This window comes from Hahella sp. CR1 (assembly GCF_029813005.1).
Classification (GTDB): Bacteria; Pseudomonadota; Gammaproteobacteria; order Pseudomonadales; family Oleiphilaceae; genus Hahella.
In genome coordinates, this window is sequence record NZ_JAPELK010000003.1 from 546,407 (window position 1) to 563,739 (window position 17,333).

The following is a 17,333-nucleotide window of genomic DNA, read 5'->3' on the forward strand; positions in this document are numbered from 1 at the left end:
TACGCCAAGCAGAATAATCCTGTTCCCAATCAGCATCAGCGCAGGCAAGAACAGGAGATAACAATATGAACCAGCGTTATGAGTATAAAGCTCCCGGTAATCGCAGCGTTTCCGATCCCGGCGGCGTGCAGTTGAAAGATATCCGCAAACAGCTTCCTTTACGCGTGCTCAGTGAATCTGATTTTGCGTTCTGGCGCACCTGGGGGTACATCATCATCCCCAATGCAGTGGATGCAAAACAGGTGCAAGCGGTGCAGTCATTGCTTTGGGAGTTTACGGAAATGGACCCGAAGGACGCCGCCACCTGGAGTAAACCGCAATTGCGTCAGCATGAAATGAAGGAACTCAACAACAGCGGAATGGTGGAGTGCTACCACCATCAGACGCTATGGGACAGCCGTCAGACGCAGCGTGTTTATGACGCATTCGTAGATATATGGGACCGCGAAGATTTATGGGTCACCATTGACCGCGCCAACCTGAACACGCCAAACCGCGACGGACGTCAATTCAGCGGGTTCATTCATTGGGATGCAGACTCGACAATGAACCCGCCTCCTATTGGCGTGCAAGGCGTGCTGGCCCTGTCCGATACGGACAAGCATTGCGGCGGCTTTCAGTGTGTACCACAACTTTTTCACGATTTTGAGAAGTGGAAACAAAACCAGCCCGCCGGGCGCGATCCCTGGGTTCCCGATCTGACAGGCTATGAGCCGGAGTTTATTAATATGCGCGCGGGCGACCTGCTTATCTTCAACAGCCTGTTGGCCCATGGCATTCGCCCCAACCAGTCTGACCGGGTGCGTATGGCCCAGTACATCTCTATGGCGCCGGCGAATGAGTCCGATGAGGAGATGCGGCAGTGGCGAGTGACCTCATGGCGTGAGCACACGCCTCCGCAGGGATTCGCATTTCCCGGCGATCCCAGAGAGTGGGAGAAAACGCGCTATCCGCAAGCCCAGCTAACGCCGCTTGGCGAGAAGCTGCTGGGCCTGAAGTCCTGGCGCGAGAGTTATGTCGAGCCGGCTTAATCCGCTTTGGCGAACTCCGACGGCGGCTTGATCAACTCAAAACCGCTGTCGGCTTTGCCTTCTTCAATAAAGAAGTCATCACTGTCCTGCGGGAAATTATATTGAAAGGTATTCTCGGTAATGGAAATCACCCGGAACGAGTTGGACTTGCCGTCGTCATGCGTCTCCAGATACATGCCGCCTTCGTAATCCCATGCGCCTTTCTCAAGCACCAGCGTGTACTTTTTCGCAGACATATCCATGGACAGATATTCCTGTTCAAAACGACCATCCGCTGTCCGCGTGATTTTCCAATACTCCTCCAGGCCCGAATAATTGCCCTCATCATCCGCACTGCCGTCGCCCTGCCAAACGCCCACCAGAGCCGCTTTCGCTTTGGTGGCGTCCGCCTTCAACTCAACATCCGCATGACATGCATTCAGCGACAGAGACGCCGCCAAAAGAGAAATGAAATAGATCCGTTTCATAAGGGAGAGCCAATCTCTTTGTGATGTGTTCTTGTCATAACCGAGGCCGTCGCCATCATCCTGAGCGACCACGCATGCTTACGCACACCCTATTCTTAGATGGCGATAGGGGGAAAAGCAAATTGGCCCAGCTATTAGTCTCTCACAGCGGGTCTGTCAGATTCAGATTAGCCAACCCTATGCGCTAAAAGGCTTTTTCGAACAACTTCCAGGCCATCTCAGAGCTCATCCCAGCCTAATCCGTGAGGGGATTAAAAGCTTGGAGCGCCAAACTCACACCTTAAACAGGATTACCTATATTGAGCGTCCGTCGCAGTGAAACCAGCAATATCATTTTCTCCCAGACCTTCACGAATCTCGGTCATTAGTCCGTTGGCGGCCTTTACTGCATCAATAGAGAATGCCCTGTCGTCTATGCCAGGAAACGAAAATCTGAGTAAATCCAAACCGGTAAGCACTTTATCAAAAGAACCAGATCCAGAAATCTTATTGTACAGCCGAGCCGCAAGGTTTCTTCGGTAGGCTATATTTATGTCCGATACAGGCTCAACAGCTTTATCACCAACTATTACAAGACCTTTCGGTGGAAGCTCGCGATAATCATGGTCTTTTTTTGTATAAATCAGAGCTCCATCTGAAGAAACAGGACTATAAATTCGAGCTTTTTTAGGTGATACACGTACAATATCAGAAACATTTCCATCACCCACTAATAACTCAACAATCTCATCACTGCCTATTGTAACGAGCTTATCTAGTGGAAGATCGACTGTTAAATTCACTATATTACCCCATACCTTATGATCTTTACCTTCACAGATAACATCCTCAACAAATTCTTCTAAATGAATTAACTGAGATTGATCACAAAAGCGCCTCAAATACTTGCATATGGTAACAACAGAGGTATTCTTGGAAATCTGGCGTAAATCGCCAACAATATCATCTGGGAGTAACCTTAAGTCAGATATACAAGGCAACCCTCTCATTTCCTCAAGAATTTTTTCGACTTTCAACATATTCTATGATTACCTAAGAATTGACACCAAAATGAATCATAACCAGGTCAGCACCACATCCATCTATCGAGCTCCTTCTCAAAACGATTCTGCTGCCTGCCCCTTTTATAATTACGACTTACTTTTTAAAATCAGATCTTTGGCTTTCTAAAAAGTGAAACCCGCCTCTCATTTAATATTCTTAATGCCATTCGCGACAATGAAAAAGCATTCTCGTTTTCTCTATATTTACATTTATTTTAAATTTTAAGCCACCCAGATCTTTCCTTTTCCCATTCTCCTATATTTTGCCCTTTACACACAACACACTCTATGAAATAGAGTATTACGCTTATGTTATACCCAATCAACTTTCGCTTAAGGAAATATACCGCCAGTGTTTTATTAACCTCCACCAATCTTAATACTCCCTCATAATCATTCAAGTCCAACTCCCTAAAGTCACCATACCTATCCGCCGCTTCAATTGGAAACGTCACCCCTATTATTTTTTCTATATTTTCCTCAATATTATAGTCACTCACACTTTCACCTATTGCTTTTTCGCCTTAATCTCAACCTTAGATGGAATATTAGGAACTTTCACTACACCCTCACTTCCTTTAAGCTTAACATCCATATCCTTATGACTGATCCTACCCACAAAGATTAGACACGTCATTAAGCGACTTTCGATGCTTCATAACTCTCTGGGCTGAGATACCCATTTGTACTGTGAAGGCGAGTTCGATTGTAATCCACTTCGATATACTCAAACACGGCTTCACGCATTTCTTGTCGGGTTGCGTACCGCTCTCCGTGAATCGCTTCCACTTTCAGGGAGTGAAAGAAGCCTTCCACACAGGCATTGTCATAGCAATTGCCTTTGCCGCTCATGCTGCAACGAAGCCCGTGCGCCTGAATCAACGTCTGATAGGCTTCTGAGCAATATTGGGAGCCTCGATCTGAATGGACGATCACCCCTTTGGGCTGACGTCGACGCCACAACGCCATGCGCAAGGCGTCGCAGAGAAGGGGCTTTCTGCCGATGGTGCCAAACGTAGTAGCCGCTCCTTGAGACCTGAAGCGTTCCGCCATGCAAGTGATGCGGAAAGGCCTGTGTGGGAGTGCATAAAGGCGTACCTCACTTCACGCTTTTGGCGAAGTATGCCGCCGCCTTTTTTAACACGGCAAGCTCTTCCGCCTGTTCAGCCAACTGACACTTCAGGCGGACGTTTTCCTGCGCCAGCTGCTCTGTTTCGCCACGATCCTGCGCCAGCCGCGCTTTACTGCGCCAATTGTAAAGTTGTGACTCGTGCAGACTCAATTGCCTTGCGGCGGCGCTCACGCCGATACGTTGAGCTAGCGCCAGGGCTTCCGCCTTGTACTCGTCGGAATAACGTTGGCGAGATTTGGAGTTTGATGTTTTCTGTTTGGTCATAGTTCACCTCTGTAGCGTAGAGTACTCGCTTAGCAGGGTGTCTATCATTGGCGGGTAGGATCAGATCATTCTCTAGCTTAAGATTGCGTCCTAGACTCTATTAAACTTCTAAAGCTATCATATTCCTCCTCGGTCATCCAATCACCATTAGAATCAAATAAAAATGAAAGTCCATTCTGTAACTTAACTGTATTTGATATTTCCTCAAGGTTTCTGGATAACAGCAGTTCATATGGAATGCTCTCAGTAACATATAAGCACTCCCCAGAAAGAAGAGAGTTATCTTTATCATTGCTCTCTCTCAAGGAGTATTCCCTAACTCCATCTTTATTTTCTAATAAAGCTAAAAAATACTCTTTTGATGAGTCTATATCACACACTTTCCATATCTTCTTTCTTTTAGGAGCTGAATTCTTAGCTACCTGAGTTTTCTTCTTTATAGATTCTTTCATTTCTGTTGAAAGTTTCGATTTCATAAGCAGCAGCTCCTTAAAACTTTAATTCTGGAAAATATTTACTAGAACGCCCACCTGATAACCAAGGCCGATGGTCATAGCTATCATCCATATCAGAGAGTACTTGTTTAATCGCCGCCCTATCTATCTTAACTCCTTTACTTCTCAACTCTTCAAGTCTAACTAGCGCCTCTGCTCTTCTAGATCCGCCAACACCCATAGCATGCAACCCCTCATGAAGCCCGATGAGAGCCGTACGCTCCATTCCATCTACAGCTATATCCAACTGATCCCAATAATAACCATTTTCAGTATTTCTCAAAAACACTTTACCAAATCTACCTGCAGTCTGCCCAGCGATATAAGGGCTTTTTACATACTCGTCAGTAAAATCCACAAACACCTCCCTTTTATCTAGGGCCTCCAATAGCTTTTTCCCAGCATCGGTTCTTGACATATAAGAACGGACCGCATCGTATTCATTTTTGTTAAGGTCACCCCAATGCTTATGTACATAATCTGGATCTCCCTTGGCAATAGAGTCGACTACTCGTTGCATCATTCCTTTGGAGGGAGGTGGAAGCATTGATGCCTCCAATGAATCTGAACTATCAACCTCGGACAGCTGTTCCCTTGATAGATTCAGTTCCCTATTTAGTGGCGCAGCAGCTTCGACAGACTCGGGTTTATTAAGCTTAGCTTCGACAGAGCCGTTTGTACTGCCTTTCTTTTTGATAAAGCGGTACTTTTTCTTAAGCTGTTTGGCTAGATTACGGAGTAACTCACCAAGCTTGGCGAGTTTTGGCATTAAGCGCACTTTACTGACAGCCATCCCTGCCGCCCCCACACCACCAGTTGCAGAAGCTAATAGAGCGGCCAGTACAATCTCAAACGCGCCCCCTCCAGCGAACTCAGCCAGCTCGGTAATATGTTGTGAAGTGGCGAACTCTTTTGCAAAAGACGCCAAAATAGCCTGTGTTTCTGCATCTTCGTATACAAAGGAAGCTATTTCCTGAGCCTCTGCTATAAGCTCAGGAGTGACCATATTTGGATCAAAGCCTAATGCTTTAACTAAAGCGTCATGATTAGATTTATCAAAATTCTTTATAAAGTCAGACTTCCAGTCATCAGTTTCTGTGTTATAAGACTCCCATGAGGTTTTAATTGCCCGATTGAGCATCTCGGTGGGACTAACGAGCTCAAGTACGTTGTCAAGGAACTCCAACATTCCAACGCCAGCATCAAAAACGCCCTTTACAACACGATTCTCCAATTCTGCTTTCTTCTGAAGAATATTCAGTTTCGAAAACGCCTCATCCCTCTTGGCAGCATCTTCCCTCTCTTCTTTAAGAATTCCCTCAAGCGCTGAAGCAATCTGACCTCTAGCTGCGGATATAGCAGCTTCATCCGGCGCCTCGCCAAACTCGGCTTCAACCTCACTGGCAGGCAGATCTGAGAGCTTAGCTGCGCCATCGCTGCCTAAAACGCCTGTGTGTACAGAGCCATCTGCAACTACTGTCACTTTATACGGCAGACCTGCAGCAGGCTGTGAGTTTTGCAGTTCACATAACAAGTCGAGAGTATGTTTATCCTCCAAGGCTTTTTGCAAAGGGCAGGCGCCCGCCAAGTCATCCACATTGCCCGACTGGCTCTCCGCCTTGGCATCTATTGCATCGCTCTTTCCACTCATGAAGCCAAGTCCTCTATTTGCATATTTGCGTTGCGCCAGTAGTCGTAAAATGCCTTAAATCTGTCGCTGATGGAGCCTAATGTTCGTTTTTCCAGAAAATCCCGTTTGATCCACTGGGCGTCTGGTTTATCCAGGAAATCCCATCCCAGAAAAACGCAAGTTTTTATGTAGTAATAGGCGTCACGACGCGCCTGCAGGCCCAAGCGCTTAAACTGAATAAGGGCGTCGCTTATGCGGCTGCGCAGCTCAAGTTCTGAGTAGTGCTGTAACCTTTGCGGGTAGGCTTCGCGAAAGTCGGTAGCCAAGGTGCGAATGAAAGACTTATAGACAGAGCTACGTAACCTCTCTACTTGGTCCCGCCTGATTTTAAATGTAGAACCTGAGAAATATTCTACATGCTGCCGCTGCACATTGGTCGGCGCGGAAAGGGAGCGCGTGAGCTCGTCATCCTCGATAACAGGAGTCCGACTTGTTATAACTTCAGTTCGATCCCGTTCAAATTTAAGCCAGAAATTCGTATCTTCGTCTTCCATCCAAAACTCGCCAATCTCACCCATCAGTTTTTCGAGCTGCCCCTCGTCACATGTGGGAAGAAACTCACGCAGAATGCGAGGGTCGTAATAGCGAAAATACCAATTCTCATGATTGGGTCCACGTACTTTTGAAATTCGTCGAAAGTGGCGGACAATTTCTTGTAAAGATTTATCGGAAGCGAGGTATATGCCCCACCCTTTTCCCCATCCCTGCTCAAATACCCATGAAGCGAAACGGCTCGTTAACGTTACAACATGAGGCGAGGCGGATAACAACGTTTCACTTGCGTGTGGCCAAAACAGGCTGGAATGCTGGCAGCCACTACGCTTAATGGCTGGATAAAGTCGAGTATCGATCGCGCAATCAAGAATCGCATAGTAGTAGCAGAATTGCGGACTGCGCCATCTGAGTTGCTGCAAATAGGGTTTAGCCGCCATTAACGACCACCAAACGTAAAAATCAGGCGCAACATAGCGACTAAGTGATAAAGCATGCCGGATACATCCCTTGTGATACTTCAATTCCGGGCCAATCTCGGAAATAGCGGCTCTGGGAAGAAAAGCGAACGGTGTACAAAAAGATACAAACCGCGAAATTGTATTTTATTTAGCCACCCAGACAATTCTCTGATTGGACTACGCCAAATGGGACAGTCACCCAACTACTACACACCTACTCCAAGCATTGCATCCCTGCAAAGCTCAATCAAAGCCTGATATCACCCGCCATGATAAATAGACAACGCCATACGGCGCACATGAGCTGGGAATTCCGTGGCGTAGTTGCTCCAGTCTTTGTATTGGTTCAGTTTCAGTTCTTGCGACCAGCGGGGGATATTGTCCATGACCGCTACGGGGCCTTTGGTGGTCATGATTCTGTTAATCTGCGCAGAGACCAGTTGAAAGAGATCTTCCCCGAAGGTTACGTTTTCCTGCAGGGCCTGCACGGAGGTGGAGGTTGAGTGTGCATTGACCGCGATCTGTGGTTTCAGGTCCTGCATCAGTTTGAGGGCTTTTCGCACGCCCAGATAATTGTCGTTGTCCATCCATACGCCGGGGATAATGTACCGGTCTGCATATAGATCCGCGCTGTAGACAATACCGTCTTCGGGCAGGTGAATGATGGTTGATGCGAAGCCGTCTGCAGGCCCAACGTGAATCAGCGTCACTTTGCGTCCGCCAAACCGGAAACTATGTCGGTCATCGAATACCGCATGCACCTTTTTCGGAGCAGCGCCAGTGACATCCAGATCAAAAACGGCTTTGCAGGAAATGTGACAAATTACTTCCGCGCCGGGAAACACCTCCGTACCGCCGACATGGTCCAAATGCTCATGGGATAGGACGATGCGGGTCACCGGGCGAGAAGTCAGCCTGGCGATTTCGGCTTGCAGGACCTTCGCTCTTTCAGGATTGGCGGGATCGGTTATTAACACACCATCCTCGGAGAGCAGCGCCAGGCTGGTGACGCCCGCTTCAGAAATTGCGTAAGCGCCCTGCTTCAACTTAACGACTTCCGCCGCCTCGACATCACCGGTCATCAGCGTCGCCGCCAATACCCAAATAATAATACTGTGCATATCAGTTTCCTTAGTTACGTGGTTTTATCGCTCCTGTACGGCAAAGCGTATTCGCCGAATAAGAAAGCGAAAGGCTAGGAATCAAGTGGTTAATGCCGGGTTAACGCCTATTTAAATCGGCAAAATGAGGCCGCAGGCGTTTAGCCTCGCATTCAGGCATTTCCTGTGCTTTAATGCGCCCGTTTAAACCCACGTAAATATGAGGAGACTGCCATGGCACGGGCTAGCGCGCGTCACATCCTGGTAAACAGCGAAGATCAGTGTAACGATCTGAAAAAGCAGATCGAAGACGGAGCGGATTTCGCCGCTCTGGCCAAAGAACACTCTCAGTGCCCCTCCGGCCGCAATGGCGGCGAGCTGGGTGAATTCGGCCCAGGTCAAATGGTTAAAGAATTCGATCAAGTGGTTTTCAGTGCGGAAGTCGGCACTGTTCAGGGTCCAGTCAAGACTCAGTTCGGCTACCACCTGTTGGAAGTCACCAAGCGCACTGACTAAGAGCGCCGAGGGCGATGTTCATAACGTCGCCCTTCTCTCCCCCTCCACCTTCTTTATTCTGTAATCAGCGTCTCTTTTTCCACTTTCCCTCTTTAAATTTCCCAACTTTCCCTCCATAAATAACTTCAACCCTTTATCCGACCACCCCACAACGGTCCGCCCATGCAGCAAGACGTTTCTACAGCCCGCATCGGGGCGCTCAAAGCTACGTTTGAGTTTATTCTTCCTTACAAACGACAAATTGTATTCGCACTCTGCGCGCTGTTTTTCACCGCCGGCATCACTCTGTCCATTGGACAAGGCGTGCGACTGCTTATCGATCAGGGCCTGGCGACGCAGTCTGAGCAGATGCTGTCCCGCTATGTGCTTATCTTCCTGGGTCTGATCGTCGCGCTGGCGCTCGGCACCTTCACCCGCTACTACTGGGTAACCTGGCTCGGCGAGCGTGTGGTGGCGGATATCCGACGCAAGGTGTTCGATCACCTGATTGAGCTGCATCCCGGCTTTTTTGAAAGCAATCGCGGGCTGGAGATTCAGTCCCGCCTGACCGCTGACACCACGCTGCTGCAATCGGTTATTGGTTCCTCCGTCTCGGTGGCGCTGCGCAATATCATCATGATGATCGGCGGGATCATCTGGCTGTTCATCACGAATGCAAAGCTCACCGCCATCGTCATGATTTCCGTGCCCCTGGTGGTGTCTCCCATTCTGATATTCGGGCGGCGGGTGCGCGGTTTGTCTCGGCGCAGCCAGGATAAAGTGGCGGATGTCGGCTCTTATATCGGCGAAGTGCTTGGACAGATAAAAACCGTTCATGCCTACAACCATCAAAAGTTGGATAAACAACGCTTTTCAGAGCACGTTGAAGACGCCTTCAATGTCGCCAAGGAGCGTATCGTGCAACGCGCCATCCTGGTGACGGTTGTCATCGTTCTGGTGCTGGGCGCGGTAGGCGCCATGCTGTGGATCGGCGGGCTGGATGTCATCGAAGGACGCATCAGTGGCGGCGAACTGGCGGCGTTCGTGTTCTACAGCGTGTTAGTGGGCGCAGCGGTAGGCTCTGTCAGTGAAGTCATCGGCGAATTGCAACGGGCGGCAGGCGCAGCGGAACGCATCGTGGAGCTGCTGCAGTCGAAGAATGAAATCACTGCGCCGCAGTTCGGCGTGAAGAGTCTTCCTGAGCTGATCCCCGGCAATCTGTCTATTCGCGACGTCAGTTTCTCCTACCCGGCGCGGCCGGACGCCAACGCCATCGATCACCTGAATCTGGATGTTGCGCCGGGAGAAACCCTGGCGCTGGTCGGCCCATCCGGCGCTGGCAAATCCACTCTGTTTGACCTGCTGCTACGCTTTTTTGATTGCAAAGCTGGAGAAATCCGTCTGGAAGGCGTGGATATTCGACAGCTTGAGCCTACAGATTTACGCCGCTGCTTCGCCCTGGTGTCACAAACGCCAGCCCTGTTTTTCGGCTCCATTGAAGACAATTTACGCTACGGCAAACCAGACGCCACGCAGGAGGAAATCGAAGCCGCCGCCAAAGCCGCGAACGCCCATGATTTTATCGCCGCGCTCCCACAGGGCTACAAAACCCGCCTGGGGGACGCCGGTCTTGGCTTATCCGGCGGTCAGAAGCAGCGCATCGCCATCGCCCGCGCCATACTCACTGACGCTCCCATTCTGTTGTTGGACGAAGCCACCAGCGCGTTGGACGCACAAAGCGAATATCTGGTGCAACAGGCTCTGGAACGCCTGATGGAAGGGCGCACTACGCTGGTGATCGCTCATCGTCTGGCGACGGTCAAAAATGCGGACCGCATCGCCGTGTTGAATCATGGTCGCCTGGAAGCTTTAGGCTCCCATAGCGAGCTGATCCGCGACAGCGAACTCTACGCACGTCTGGCGGATCTGCAATTCAATACAGAATGGGAAGAGCCGGTTGTCGAGTAATTCGCGGCCGGTTAGTTAACCTGGGATTCGGGCTCGCCCGCGTCCTCTTCACAGGTCGGCAGACGACACAGATATAAGGTAGTGCAGGCGCCAATGCCGCTGAGCATGATCAGGCTCCATAATTTGCCGACGACCACCATGGAAATGGCGAGTCCCACCCACAGGCAGATTAACGCCCGCAATCTCACCTTGCGGGTGACACCGCGCCCTGACTCAAAGTTCTTTACGATTGGTCCCAAATGGCGATGAGACACCAGCCAGTGATGGAATTTCGGCGAAGAACGCGCGAAGCAGGCGGCCGCGAGCAGAATAAAGGGCGTGGTGGGCAATAACGGCAACACAATGCCAATGACGCCAAGCACAACGGAAGTCCAGCCAACGACGACCAGCAGTATGTGAAGAGATTGTTTACGCATGTCGTGCCAGTCATCCAGAAATTGAAATCCAGGAAAACTCCGTAAAACGGCAGCCAGCTCGTTTTCAGGAGGTCTACAAGGCCAATGCTAGTTTCAAATAGGATGCAAGGCAAATTCAGACGCCAGGCATATTGACCTGCGCCAACGAGCGGTACACTCTGTTGCGGGCCGTTGTTAATATCAACGATTCTCTAAACGATACAAATAGTTAGCCCGTCTCTACGGGGGCTGACGCGAACAAGCACAGAGCAAACCCATTCCTTACGCGCAGCGGAGAGATCCATGAAACAAGAGACCATCGCCATTCACGGCGGCTTTGCCGGCGACCCCACCACGCATGCCGTCGCGGCGCCGATCTATCAGACCACCTCCTATTATTTCGACAACACTCAGCATGGCGCTGATTTGTTCGACCTGAAGGTGGAAGGAAATATTTACAGCCGCATCATGAACCCGACCAACGCCATATTGGAGCAGCGTATGGCGCAGCTGGAAGGCGGTATCGGGGCCTTGGTGATGGCCTCAGGTATGGCGGCGATCACCGCCACAATTCAAACGCTGACCCGCGCCGGCGACAATATCATCAGCGTCAATCAGCTCTATGGCGGCACCTACAACCTGTTTGCTCACACCCTGCCGCAATCCGGCGTCACCGCGCGCATGTTCAACAGCGACGATCCCGCCTCCATGGAAGCGTTGATCGATGAAAACACCAAAGCGGTTTTTTGCGAGTCCATCGGCAACCCCGCCGGAAATGTGGCCGACCTTGAAACCCTCGCCGCAATCGCTCACAAACATGGCATACCAGTGATTGTCGATAACACCGTCGCCACTCCCGTGTTGTGCCGCCCTTTCGATTTCGGCGCCGATATCGTGGTGCACTCATTAACCAAATACATCGGCGGCCATGGCACCACCATCGGCGGCGTGATCATAGATTCAGGCCGTTTTCCCTGGAAGGACAACCCCCGCTTTCCGCAGCTCAACGAGCCTGATCCCTCCTACCACGGCGTGGTGTATACCGAAGCCCTGGGCGACGCCGCCTTTATCGGTCGCGCGCGAGTCGCGCCATTGCGCAACATGGGCGCTGCCCTGTCGCCATTCAACGCGTTCCTGATTCTGCAAGGCGTCGAAACCCTGTCGCTGCGGATGGAGAGACACGTGGAAAACGCCATGGCGGTATGTCAATTTCTGGCGTCCCACCCCAGCGTCAGCTGGGTGAAATATCCCGGTCTGGAGAGCAGCCCTTATTACGAGCTGGCGCAGAAGTACATGGGCGGCAAACCTTCCTCTGTACTGAGTTTCGGCATCAAGGGCGGCAAGGAAGCAGGCGGCCGTTTCATCGACGCCTTGCAGATGGTCAAGCGATTAGTGAACATCGGCGACGCTAAAACTCTCGCCTGCCACCCCGCGACCACCACGCACCGGCAGTTGGATGAAAAAGAACAAGCCGCCGCCGGCGTCTCTCCGGATATGGTGCGCCTGTCCATCGGCATCGAGCACAAGGACGACATCATCGCGGACCTGGAGCAGGCGTTGGCACAGGCGACGCTATAGCGGTTTTGTCGTAGCAGGTTTGTAGAAAAGAGGTACAAGAGGCCAACGCCAAGTTGGCCTTGTCCCGCTTTAATTGGTGAGAGCGACTTTACTCAAGTACTCAAATAGATTCGTGTAGCCGCTGCTTTGCCAGCACTCATGCGCGTGATCCCAGAAACACAGCTCAGACTGACAAACGCCGTCCCGCACATCAAAACCGAAGAAGTCCCCATTGCTGTTCTCTGAAATCAACACGCGGCCTGCCCGAAGATGGGCGAATTCAGCATTGATATCAATCAGATTCCACTCGCTGCCTTCCTCCAGGGAAAAGACATTGCCGAAAGCGAAATAGCCGCCGCCATACTGCAGCAAAAAGTCTTTGTATTCCTGCGGCAACCTGGCTTCCAGCATTTGCTCGGCGCGAATGAGACTATCCTGGTCCGGCGCGTCGTCCGGCTCAAAATCAAACCAAAAAGGATGCGCGCTTTTCGCCTCACAGACACACTTTTTAAAGTCTTCAAAATTCATTGTTTTTATTCCTTTGAAGTCATGAAAAGAATGCCGTTGATAATATCTCAGCCTTCACGGCAAAGCACCTGGTCCTGGATAGCGCCCTGACGCGAGCGAACGCGGTACCTATTTCCTTTCGGAACCTGACTGGGGAATCAAGCTATTGAGAGCGAGAGCGAATAACGCCACCTCCACCAGACAAAATTCAGACAGCAGACAGCCACTTGTCTAAAAGGCGTTCATACGAAGTTAGTTTCTTCCTGTATTGATGCTGATTTTAACTCAGCGTTGGTCATCCCACATTTGACCACACTCTCACATCGACTTAGATTGAAAGATTGTATGACTGTACTCAAGCGTGTGAAAAATGAACCATACCGCCATCAATTTAAAAGAAAAATTCTCCAAGTTCAGTGAACGCTGGTCGCCGCGGGTGATTGCGGAGATGAATGACTATCAATTCAAGGTAGTTAAGATCCAGGGTGAGTTTGTGTGGCATCGCCATGAAGACACGGATGAGGTCTTTATGGTGATCGAAGGTGAGATGTGCATTGAATTTCGAGATGGAAAAGTGAAACTGGAGGCGGGAGAAATGTTTGTCGTACCGGCGGGCGTGGAGCATAAGCCTTTCGCAGAGAACGAGTGTCGGGCCATGCTGATTGAGCCCAGAGGCGTGGCGAATACCGGCGACGCTGGCGGAGAGCGAACGGCGGAGGATAATGTCTGGGTTTGACCCGGACACCGTCCCCACGTATTCCATTGCAACGAAAACAAAGACTGAAGCGAGCGCCATGATTCAGGACATCACCGCCAAGTTGTACTCAGACATACCCGTCGACACGCTGTACCACTACACCACGTTCTCCGGTCTGTTGGGCATAGTGGAAAGCGGTAATCTGTGGGCCAGCGATATTCGCTATATGAACGACTCCGCCGAGTTGAAGCATACCGCCGACTTAATCAGCGCCGAAGTAGATCGCCGCATCGCCGACAGTCATCCCAAACCCGGCCTGTTGCACCAGTTCCGGGACTGGATCGCTCATCGCATCACTAATGGACATATGCTGTTCGGGGCCTCATTTCGCTCCAACGGCAATCTGTTGAGTCAGTGGCGCGGCTACAGCTCCATGGGCAAAGGCGTCAGCGTGGGCTTTCCCGCCGCGCATATTCTGGAGTGCGCCAGTCAGCAATCGTTTCAGGTAGGCAAGTGCATTTACAGCCACCAAGACCAAACGACTCTCATTCGCCAGGTGATGGATGTGGTGGAGGCGCTGGCTGAGCAACACGGCGAACATGCAGGCCCCACACATTTTCCGCCATCGCAGTCTTACCATGGCGTGTTTGAGATGATCGAATCAGACCTGTTGCGCATCGCCGCAATATTGAAACACCCCTCCTTTCAGGAAGAGGAGGAATGGCGCATTGTCTCCCCTGGCGTGACGGACTACCTGAATTCGCCAGTGAAGTTCCGGGAAGGCGCTTCCATGCTGGTGCCCTACTTCGAGTTCAACCTGACCACCCGCAGCAACGACAACCACTACCTTGAACACATTTATCTTGGGCCGACGCCCAACATCAACCTGTCCATGAACTCACTCAACATGTTCCTGACCAAACACCGCCTGAGCCCAAAACACGGCATCACCTACTGCCAGATCCCCTATCGGCAACGGTGATTGGTCGCGCATTTAGTACTGCATGCACGTAAACAGCAGCATACTGTCGTATAAGTAGCTGTTTTGGGGATAGGTTATTAACTCAATTCGAGCCTGTTTTTCATCAGAATTAAGCGCACTGGGAGAGCGCACTATTAAGCCCGTAGGCAAATGCAGTTCCGTATAAAAACTACGCTGCGTCTTCCCATTGCTATTTACTGTAGCGGCGGACACCAGCCAGAACTCATAACCGGCTTCACTATGAAGTTTAACGTGGCCATTCTGGGTTCCTTGCACGCCATCGAGCACAGCCTCCTTGCTGAAGACATTGTCGTCATTAAACCCTTTGATATTTTCTGCTGTTGCTGAGCACAAGATGTCTCCCCTCGCTACGAAAGACATTGCGAATAGCGCTAAAGCACCTAGATATCTGAACCGCATGCTGAAATATCCTTCTTAAATACTAATTTTGTTGACCTATAACCGGGTTCACTCTCGCTATAGCACTCTACATAACCTTTTTCCTGAATAGTAAGTAGCACCTCCCTCTCAGCCATCTCACCTAGAAAAACAACAACGAAAGCAAAAAAACCAAAAAGAATGCCAGCTCCCCTAATATTTAAAGAGACATTAAATCGCCTCAAAAAAACATCAACCAAATAATATAAGGCAAAAAAAACAGGAAGAAAAAGAAAATACATATTCGTAGAAAACACTACAACATCAACTCCCACCCTAATCTCTTCAAAATATCTAACATAAGAGAAAGCGTAGTAAAATGGAAAAAACAAAGAAGCAAAAATCAAAAACAAAACACTTTGTTTTTTTGTAAATTCTATGTTAGCAAAAAACATCCTTCCCCAAAGGAACTCCATTTTTAGCTTGCCATACAAATATGTTTTCAAATTTTGATAAAATTCGATCTAACACACCAACAGTGTTATCATAACTATCATCAATAAGCTTAACTAGAGCGTCTGTCAAACCAAACTCATTGTCAATATGTTCTAAGAAAAGCGATACTGCCACCCCAACTACTACCGCCGCCAGTAGCGGGCCAACCGCTATTGTAGTGAGAGTACCTGCAGTTACGGCGGCAGCAGATGCAAATACGCTAGAGATCCCTAGCTTTACCAAATCAGATGCAACCGTGCCAATAAGTCTAGAAATCGTACGCTGCTCATCAATCAAATACTTTATAACGCTTATTGGGACCGTAAGAACAATTGTAAGCTTAGCACCCTGAACAATACTTTTTTCGACCCCCAAGCGACCAATAGCCATAGATACAACTCTTGGGCTGCTTGACAAATATTTTGTTCCTTTAAGTATATCTCTAAAGCCAGCATATCCCTTTATTATTATATAGCGCTCACCATTAATTACTTTTTCTACTGCCCTTCCTTTAGCCCCCAGCTCCGAAAATACTTTTTTTACTGTAATTAAGTCGTTAGTAGGCGCAACGAAACCTGCTGCAGTTTTTACTCGATCTAACGTGACATACGAGTTTATTTTTTCAGCAATATCTTGAAACTCTCCAACTGTCATCACGTACAATTCGTGAGAATTATTTTTTGCCTTTTCCAAAAATAAGCTTTTATTATCCGTCATAGCTAATCCAGAATTAGTTACCAAAATTTAGAAAAGCAAACAGTATCACAAAAATAAACCAGCAAAACACAAGACCAATAATAAAATGAAAAAAACGCAACCAAAAAGCCTATCCCTTTTTAAAAAAGGATCATGTTAATTTAGACATTTGTTGGCATTGGTTGCATGAGGAGTAGTTAGCAACTATCAATTACCCAGCGCTTTTTGATAGTAGCAAACATCTAATCAAACAAACCTCTCAGCAATCGCAAGCGCTTTCTCGCGGTTTTTGCGATTAAGTTTGAGTAGCGTCGTCAGGTAGTCTCTGTGTGGTTGTTCTCGGCAGAGCGTTGGCAACATTTCCAGCAGGTCTTTTCTGGTCAGTTCTGCGCCATTGTACTGAGGTATGGATGCGTCGAAGTTGGAGGCTTCGATATCATCGAATACGGTCACTTCCAGTGGGTCCGCCAAGGTGACGGAGAGTTGTGGCAACTTTTCTTTGCGCAGCTTTGCGGCGACCAAGTGTAGGGCGCTATAGATGATGAACTCATTCATTTCTCCCTGGTCGTCGCTGACGTCGTCTTCCTCTGCAAATGGCGTCCAGTCAATCAGCTCGTAGCGGATCATGTCCAATAGTTCGTCACCGCGGGATCTGTCCTTATTCAGGTATTCCGCTGCGTTGGCCAGATAGCCGCGAACGGAGGTGTGCTCGGCGATAGCCTCCCCGCAGGCGAAGTTCAGATACCAGTTCTCCTGTTCTTGCCCTATCGCAATCCAGTCGAGCCTGTCAGGTTCGCTCCATAAGCTTCTCATGCTCTCTGGGACGGGAAGCGCATTGGAGAATGCGTCGCTGTATAACGCGTACATGGCGTCGAGGATATCTTCGTAGGTTTTCACACTCGTCTCTCTGTTGCGTTGCAGGAAAACGGTATTCATAACAAACGCAGAGCGACTATCCAAGAAAATAACGTTCAAGACATAGCGGAAGC

Annotated in this window: 19 protein-coding genes and 1 pseudogene; 6 read left to right on the forward strand and 14 right to left on the reverse strand. The window is 49.5% G+C overall.

What is annotated here, in order from left to right:
* The first annotated feature begins 65 nt into the window (after nucleotides 1-65).
* Entirely contained in the window at nucleotides 66-1,031 is a 966-nt protein-coding gene (locus ONV78_RS10440; RefSeq protein WP_279503089.1) for a phytanoyl-CoA dioxygenase family protein, read from the forward strand.
* Here the strand turns inward: ONV78_RS10440 and ONV78_RS10445 are convergent.
* The 8 genes and pseudogenes from ONV78_RS10445 to ONV78_RS10480 form a co-directional block, all read right to left on the reverse strand.
* Nucleotides 1,028-1,498 (reverse strand): lipocalin family protein, encoded by a 471-nt coding sequence (locus tag ONV78_RS10445; RefSeq protein ID WP_279503090.1) that lies wholly within the window; start codon nucleotides 1,496-1,498, stop codon nucleotides 1,028-1,030. The genes ONV78_RS10440 and ONV78_RS10445 overlap by 4 nt on opposite strands.
* Nucleotides 1,499-1,788: 290 nt before the next feature.
* Nucleotides 1,789-2,517: a hypothetical protein gene (locus tag ONV78_RS10450; protein ID WP_279503091.1), complete on the reverse strand. Its 729-nt coding sequence runs from the start codon at nucleotides 2,515-2,517 to the stop codon at nucleotides 1,789-1,791.
* Nucleotides 2,518-2,756: 239 nt separating this feature from the next.
* On the reverse strand, nucleotides 2,757-3,041 hold the full coding sequence (locus ONV78_RS10455) for a hypothetical protein (RefSeq protein ID WP_279503092.1): 285 nt from the start codon (nucleotides 3,039-3,041) through the stop codon (nucleotides 2,757-2,759).
* Between the two features lie 136 nt (nucleotides 3,042-3,177).
* A pseudogene (locus tag ONV78_RS10460) lies at nucleotides 3,178-3,937 on the reverse strand (IS3 family transposase).
* A gap of 77 nt (nucleotides 3,938-4,014) precedes the next feature.
* Complete coding sequence (locus tag ONV78_RS10465) at nucleotides 4,015-4,413, reverse strand: hypothetical protein (RefSeq protein WP_279503093.1); 399 nt, start codon at nucleotides 4,411-4,413, stop codon at nucleotides 4,015-4,017.
* A 13-nt stretch (nucleotides 4,414-4,426) separates the two neighbouring features.
* Entirely contained in the window at nucleotides 4,427-6,082 is a 1,656-nt protein-coding gene (locus tag ONV78_RS10470; RefSeq protein WP_279503094.1) for a hypothetical protein, read from the reverse strand.
* Entirely contained in the window at nucleotides 6,079-7,053 is a 975-nt protein-coding gene (locus tag ONV78_RS10475; RefSeq protein WP_279503095.1) for a DUF4123 domain-containing protein, read from the reverse strand. Before ONV78_RS10475 ends, ONV78_RS10470 begins: the two co-directional genes overlap by 4 nt.
* A 281-nt stretch (nucleotides 7,054-7,334) precedes the next feature.
* The gene (locus ONV78_RS10480) at nucleotides 7,335-8,195 is read right to left on the reverse strand and encodes an MBL fold metallo-hydrolase (protein WP_279503096.1); all 861 of its coding nucleotides are present in this window, start codon (nucleotides 8,193-8,195) and stop codon (nucleotides 7,335-7,337) included.
* A gap of 213 nt (nucleotides 8,196-8,408) precedes the next feature.
* On the opposite strand from ONV78_RS10480, the gene ONV78_RS10485 reads away from it, so the two are divergent.
* Together ONV78_RS10485 and ONV78_RS10490 are read left to right on the forward strand one after the other, a co-directional pair.
* Nucleotides 8,409-8,690, forward strand: a complete 282-nt coding sequence (locus ONV78_RS10485; protein ID WP_011398176.1) for a peptidylprolyl isomerase — start codon at nucleotides 8,409-8,411, stop codon at nucleotides 8,688-8,690.
* Between the two features lie 162 nt (nucleotides 8,691-8,852).
* Entirely contained in the window at nucleotides 8,853-10,637 is a 1,785-nt protein-coding gene (locus tag ONV78_RS10490) for an ABC transporter transmembrane domain-containing protein (RefSeq protein ID WP_216737449.1), read from the forward strand.
* Between the two features lie 11 nt (nucleotides 10,638-10,648).
* Here ONV78_RS10490 and ONV78_RS10495 read toward each other — a convergent pair whose 3' ends face one another.
* Nucleotides 10,649-11,053: a YbaN family protein gene (locus tag ONV78_RS10495; RefSeq protein WP_279503097.1), complete on the reverse strand. Its 405-nt coding sequence runs from the start codon at nucleotides 11,051-11,053 to the stop codon at nucleotides 10,649-10,651.
* A 282-nt stretch (nucleotides 11,054-11,335) separates the two neighbouring features.
* Between ONV78_RS10495 and ONV78_RS10500 the strand changes: the two genes are divergently transcribed.
* Nucleotides 11,336-12,610 carry an aminotransferase class I/II-fold pyridoxal phosphate-dependent enzyme gene (locus ONV78_RS10500; protein WP_279503098.1) on the forward strand — a complete coding sequence of 425 codons (1,275 nt, stop codon included), beginning with the start codon at nucleotides 11,336-11,338 and terminating at the stop codon, nucleotides 12,608-12,610.
* A 69-nt stretch (nucleotides 12,611-12,679) separates the two neighbouring features.
* On the opposite strand, the gene ONV78_RS10505 is transcribed toward ONV78_RS10500, so the two are convergent.
* Nucleotides 12,680-13,117 (reverse strand): SMI1/KNR4 family protein, encoded by a 438-nt coding sequence (locus ONV78_RS10505; RefSeq protein ID WP_279503099.1) that lies wholly within the window; start codon nucleotides 13,115-13,117, stop codon nucleotides 12,680-12,682.
* A gap of 349 nt (nucleotides 13,118-13,466) precedes the next feature.
* On the opposite strand from ONV78_RS10505, the gene ONV78_RS10510 reads away from it, so the two are divergent.
* Together ONV78_RS10510 and ONV78_RS10515 are read left to right on the forward strand one after the other, a co-directional pair.
* Nucleotides 13,467-13,832 (forward strand): cupin domain-containing protein, encoded by a 366-nt coding sequence (locus ONV78_RS10510; protein WP_216737443.1) that lies wholly within the window; start codon nucleotides 13,467-13,469, stop codon nucleotides 13,830-13,832.
* On the forward strand, nucleotides 13,819-14,775 hold the full coding sequence (locus tag ONV78_RS10515; RefSeq protein WP_279503100.1) for a DUF2971 domain-containing protein: 957 nt from the start codon (nucleotides 13,819-13,821) through the stop codon (nucleotides 14,773-14,775). The genes ONV78_RS10510 and ONV78_RS10515 overlap by 14 nt, the downstream gene beginning before the upstream one ends.
* A gap of 12 nt (nucleotides 14,776-14,787) precedes the next feature.
* Here ONV78_RS10515 and ONV78_RS10520 read toward each other — a convergent pair whose 3' ends face one another.
* The 4 genes from ONV78_RS10520 to ONV78_RS10535 all read right to left on the reverse strand — a co-directional run bounded on the left by ONV78_RS10520 (nucleotide 14,788) and on the right by ONV78_RS10535 (nucleotide 17,241).
* Entirely contained in the window at nucleotides 14,788-15,129 is a 342-nt protein-coding gene (locus tag ONV78_RS10520) for a hypothetical protein (RefSeq protein WP_279503101.1), read from the reverse strand.
* 47 nt (nucleotides 15,130-15,176) lie between these two features.
* Entirely contained in the window at nucleotides 15,177-15,629 is a 453-nt protein-coding gene (locus ONV78_RS10525; protein ID WP_279503102.1) for a hypothetical protein, read from the reverse strand.
* A complete protein-coding gene (locus tag ONV78_RS10530) occupies nucleotides 15,595-16,365 on the reverse strand; it encodes a hypothetical protein (RefSeq protein ID WP_279503103.1) in 771 nt (256 codons plus the stop codon). The genes ONV78_RS10525 and ONV78_RS10530 overlap by 35 nt, the downstream gene beginning before the upstream one ends.
* 225 nt (nucleotides 16,366-16,590) lie before the next feature.
* Entirely contained in the window at nucleotides 16,591-17,241 is a 651-nt protein-coding gene (locus tag ONV78_RS10535) for a hypothetical protein (protein WP_279503104.1), read from the reverse strand.
* Between the last annotated feature and the right edge of the window lie 92 nt (nucleotides 17,242-17,333).

Bases quoted from the DNA above. Each gene is read 5' to 3' on its own strand.
- ONV78_RS10440 (WP_279503089.1), top strand. From the start codon at position 66: ATGAACCAGCGTTATGAGTATAAAGCTCCCGGTAATCGCAGCGTTTCC.
- ONV78_RS10445 (WP_279503090.1), bottom strand. From the start codon at position 1,498: ATGAAACGGATCTATTTCATTTCTCTTTTGGCGGCGTCTCTGTCGCTG.
- ONV78_RS10450 (WP_279503091.1), bottom strand. From the start codon at position 2,517: ATGTTGAAAGTCGAAAAAATTCTTGAGGAAATGAGAGGGTTGCCTTGT.
- ONV78_RS10465 (WP_279503093.1), bottom strand. From the start codon at position 4,413: ATGAAATCGAAACTTTCAACAGAAATGAAAGAATCTATAAAGAAGAAA.
- ONV78_RS10470 (WP_279503094.1), bottom strand. From the start codon at position 6,082: ATGAGTGGAAAGAGCGATGCAATAGATGCCAAGGCGGAGAGCCAGTCG.
- ONV78_RS10475 (WP_279503095.1), bottom strand. From the start codon at position 7,053: ATGGCGGCTAAACCCTATTTGCAGCAACTCAGATGGCGCAGTCCGCAA.
- ONV78_RS10480 (WP_279503096.1), bottom strand. From the start codon at position 8,195: ATGCACAGTATTATTATTTGGGTATTGGCGGCGACGCTGATGACCGGT.
- ONV78_RS10485 (WP_011398176.1), top strand. From the start codon at position 8,409: ATGGCACGGGCTAGCGCGCGTCACATCCTGGTAAACAGCGAAGATCAG.
- ONV78_RS10490 (WP_216737449.1), top strand. From the start codon at position 8,853: ATGCAGCAAGACGTTTCTACAGCCCGCATCGGGGCGCTCAAAGCTACG.
- ONV78_RS10495 (WP_279503097.1), bottom strand. From the start codon at position 11,053: ATGCGTAAACAATCTCTTCACATACTGCTGGTCGTCGTTGGCTGGACT.
- ONV78_RS10500 (WP_279503098.1), top strand. From the start codon at position 11,336: ATGAAACAAGAGACCATCGCCATTCACGGCGGCTTTGCCGGCGACCCC.
- ONV78_RS10505 (WP_279503099.1), bottom strand. From the start codon at position 13,117: ATGAATTTTGAAGACTTTAAAAAGTGTGTCTGTGAGGCGAAAAGCGCG.
- ONV78_RS10510 (WP_216737443.1), top strand. From the start codon at position 13,467: ATGAACCATACCGCCATCAATTTAAAAGAAAAATTCTCCAAGTTCAGT.
- ONV78_RS10515 (WP_279503100.1), top strand. From the start codon at position 13,819: ATGTCTGGGTTTGACCCGGACACCGTCCCCACGTATTCCATTGCAACG.
- ONV78_RS10525 (WP_279503102.1), bottom strand. From the start codon at position 15,629: ATGGAGTTCCTTTGGGGAAGGATGTTTTTTGCTAACATAGAATTTACA.
- ONV78_RS10530 (WP_279503103.1), bottom strand. From the start codon at position 16,365: ATGACGGATAATAAAAGCTTATTTTTGGAAAAGGCAAAAAATAATTCT.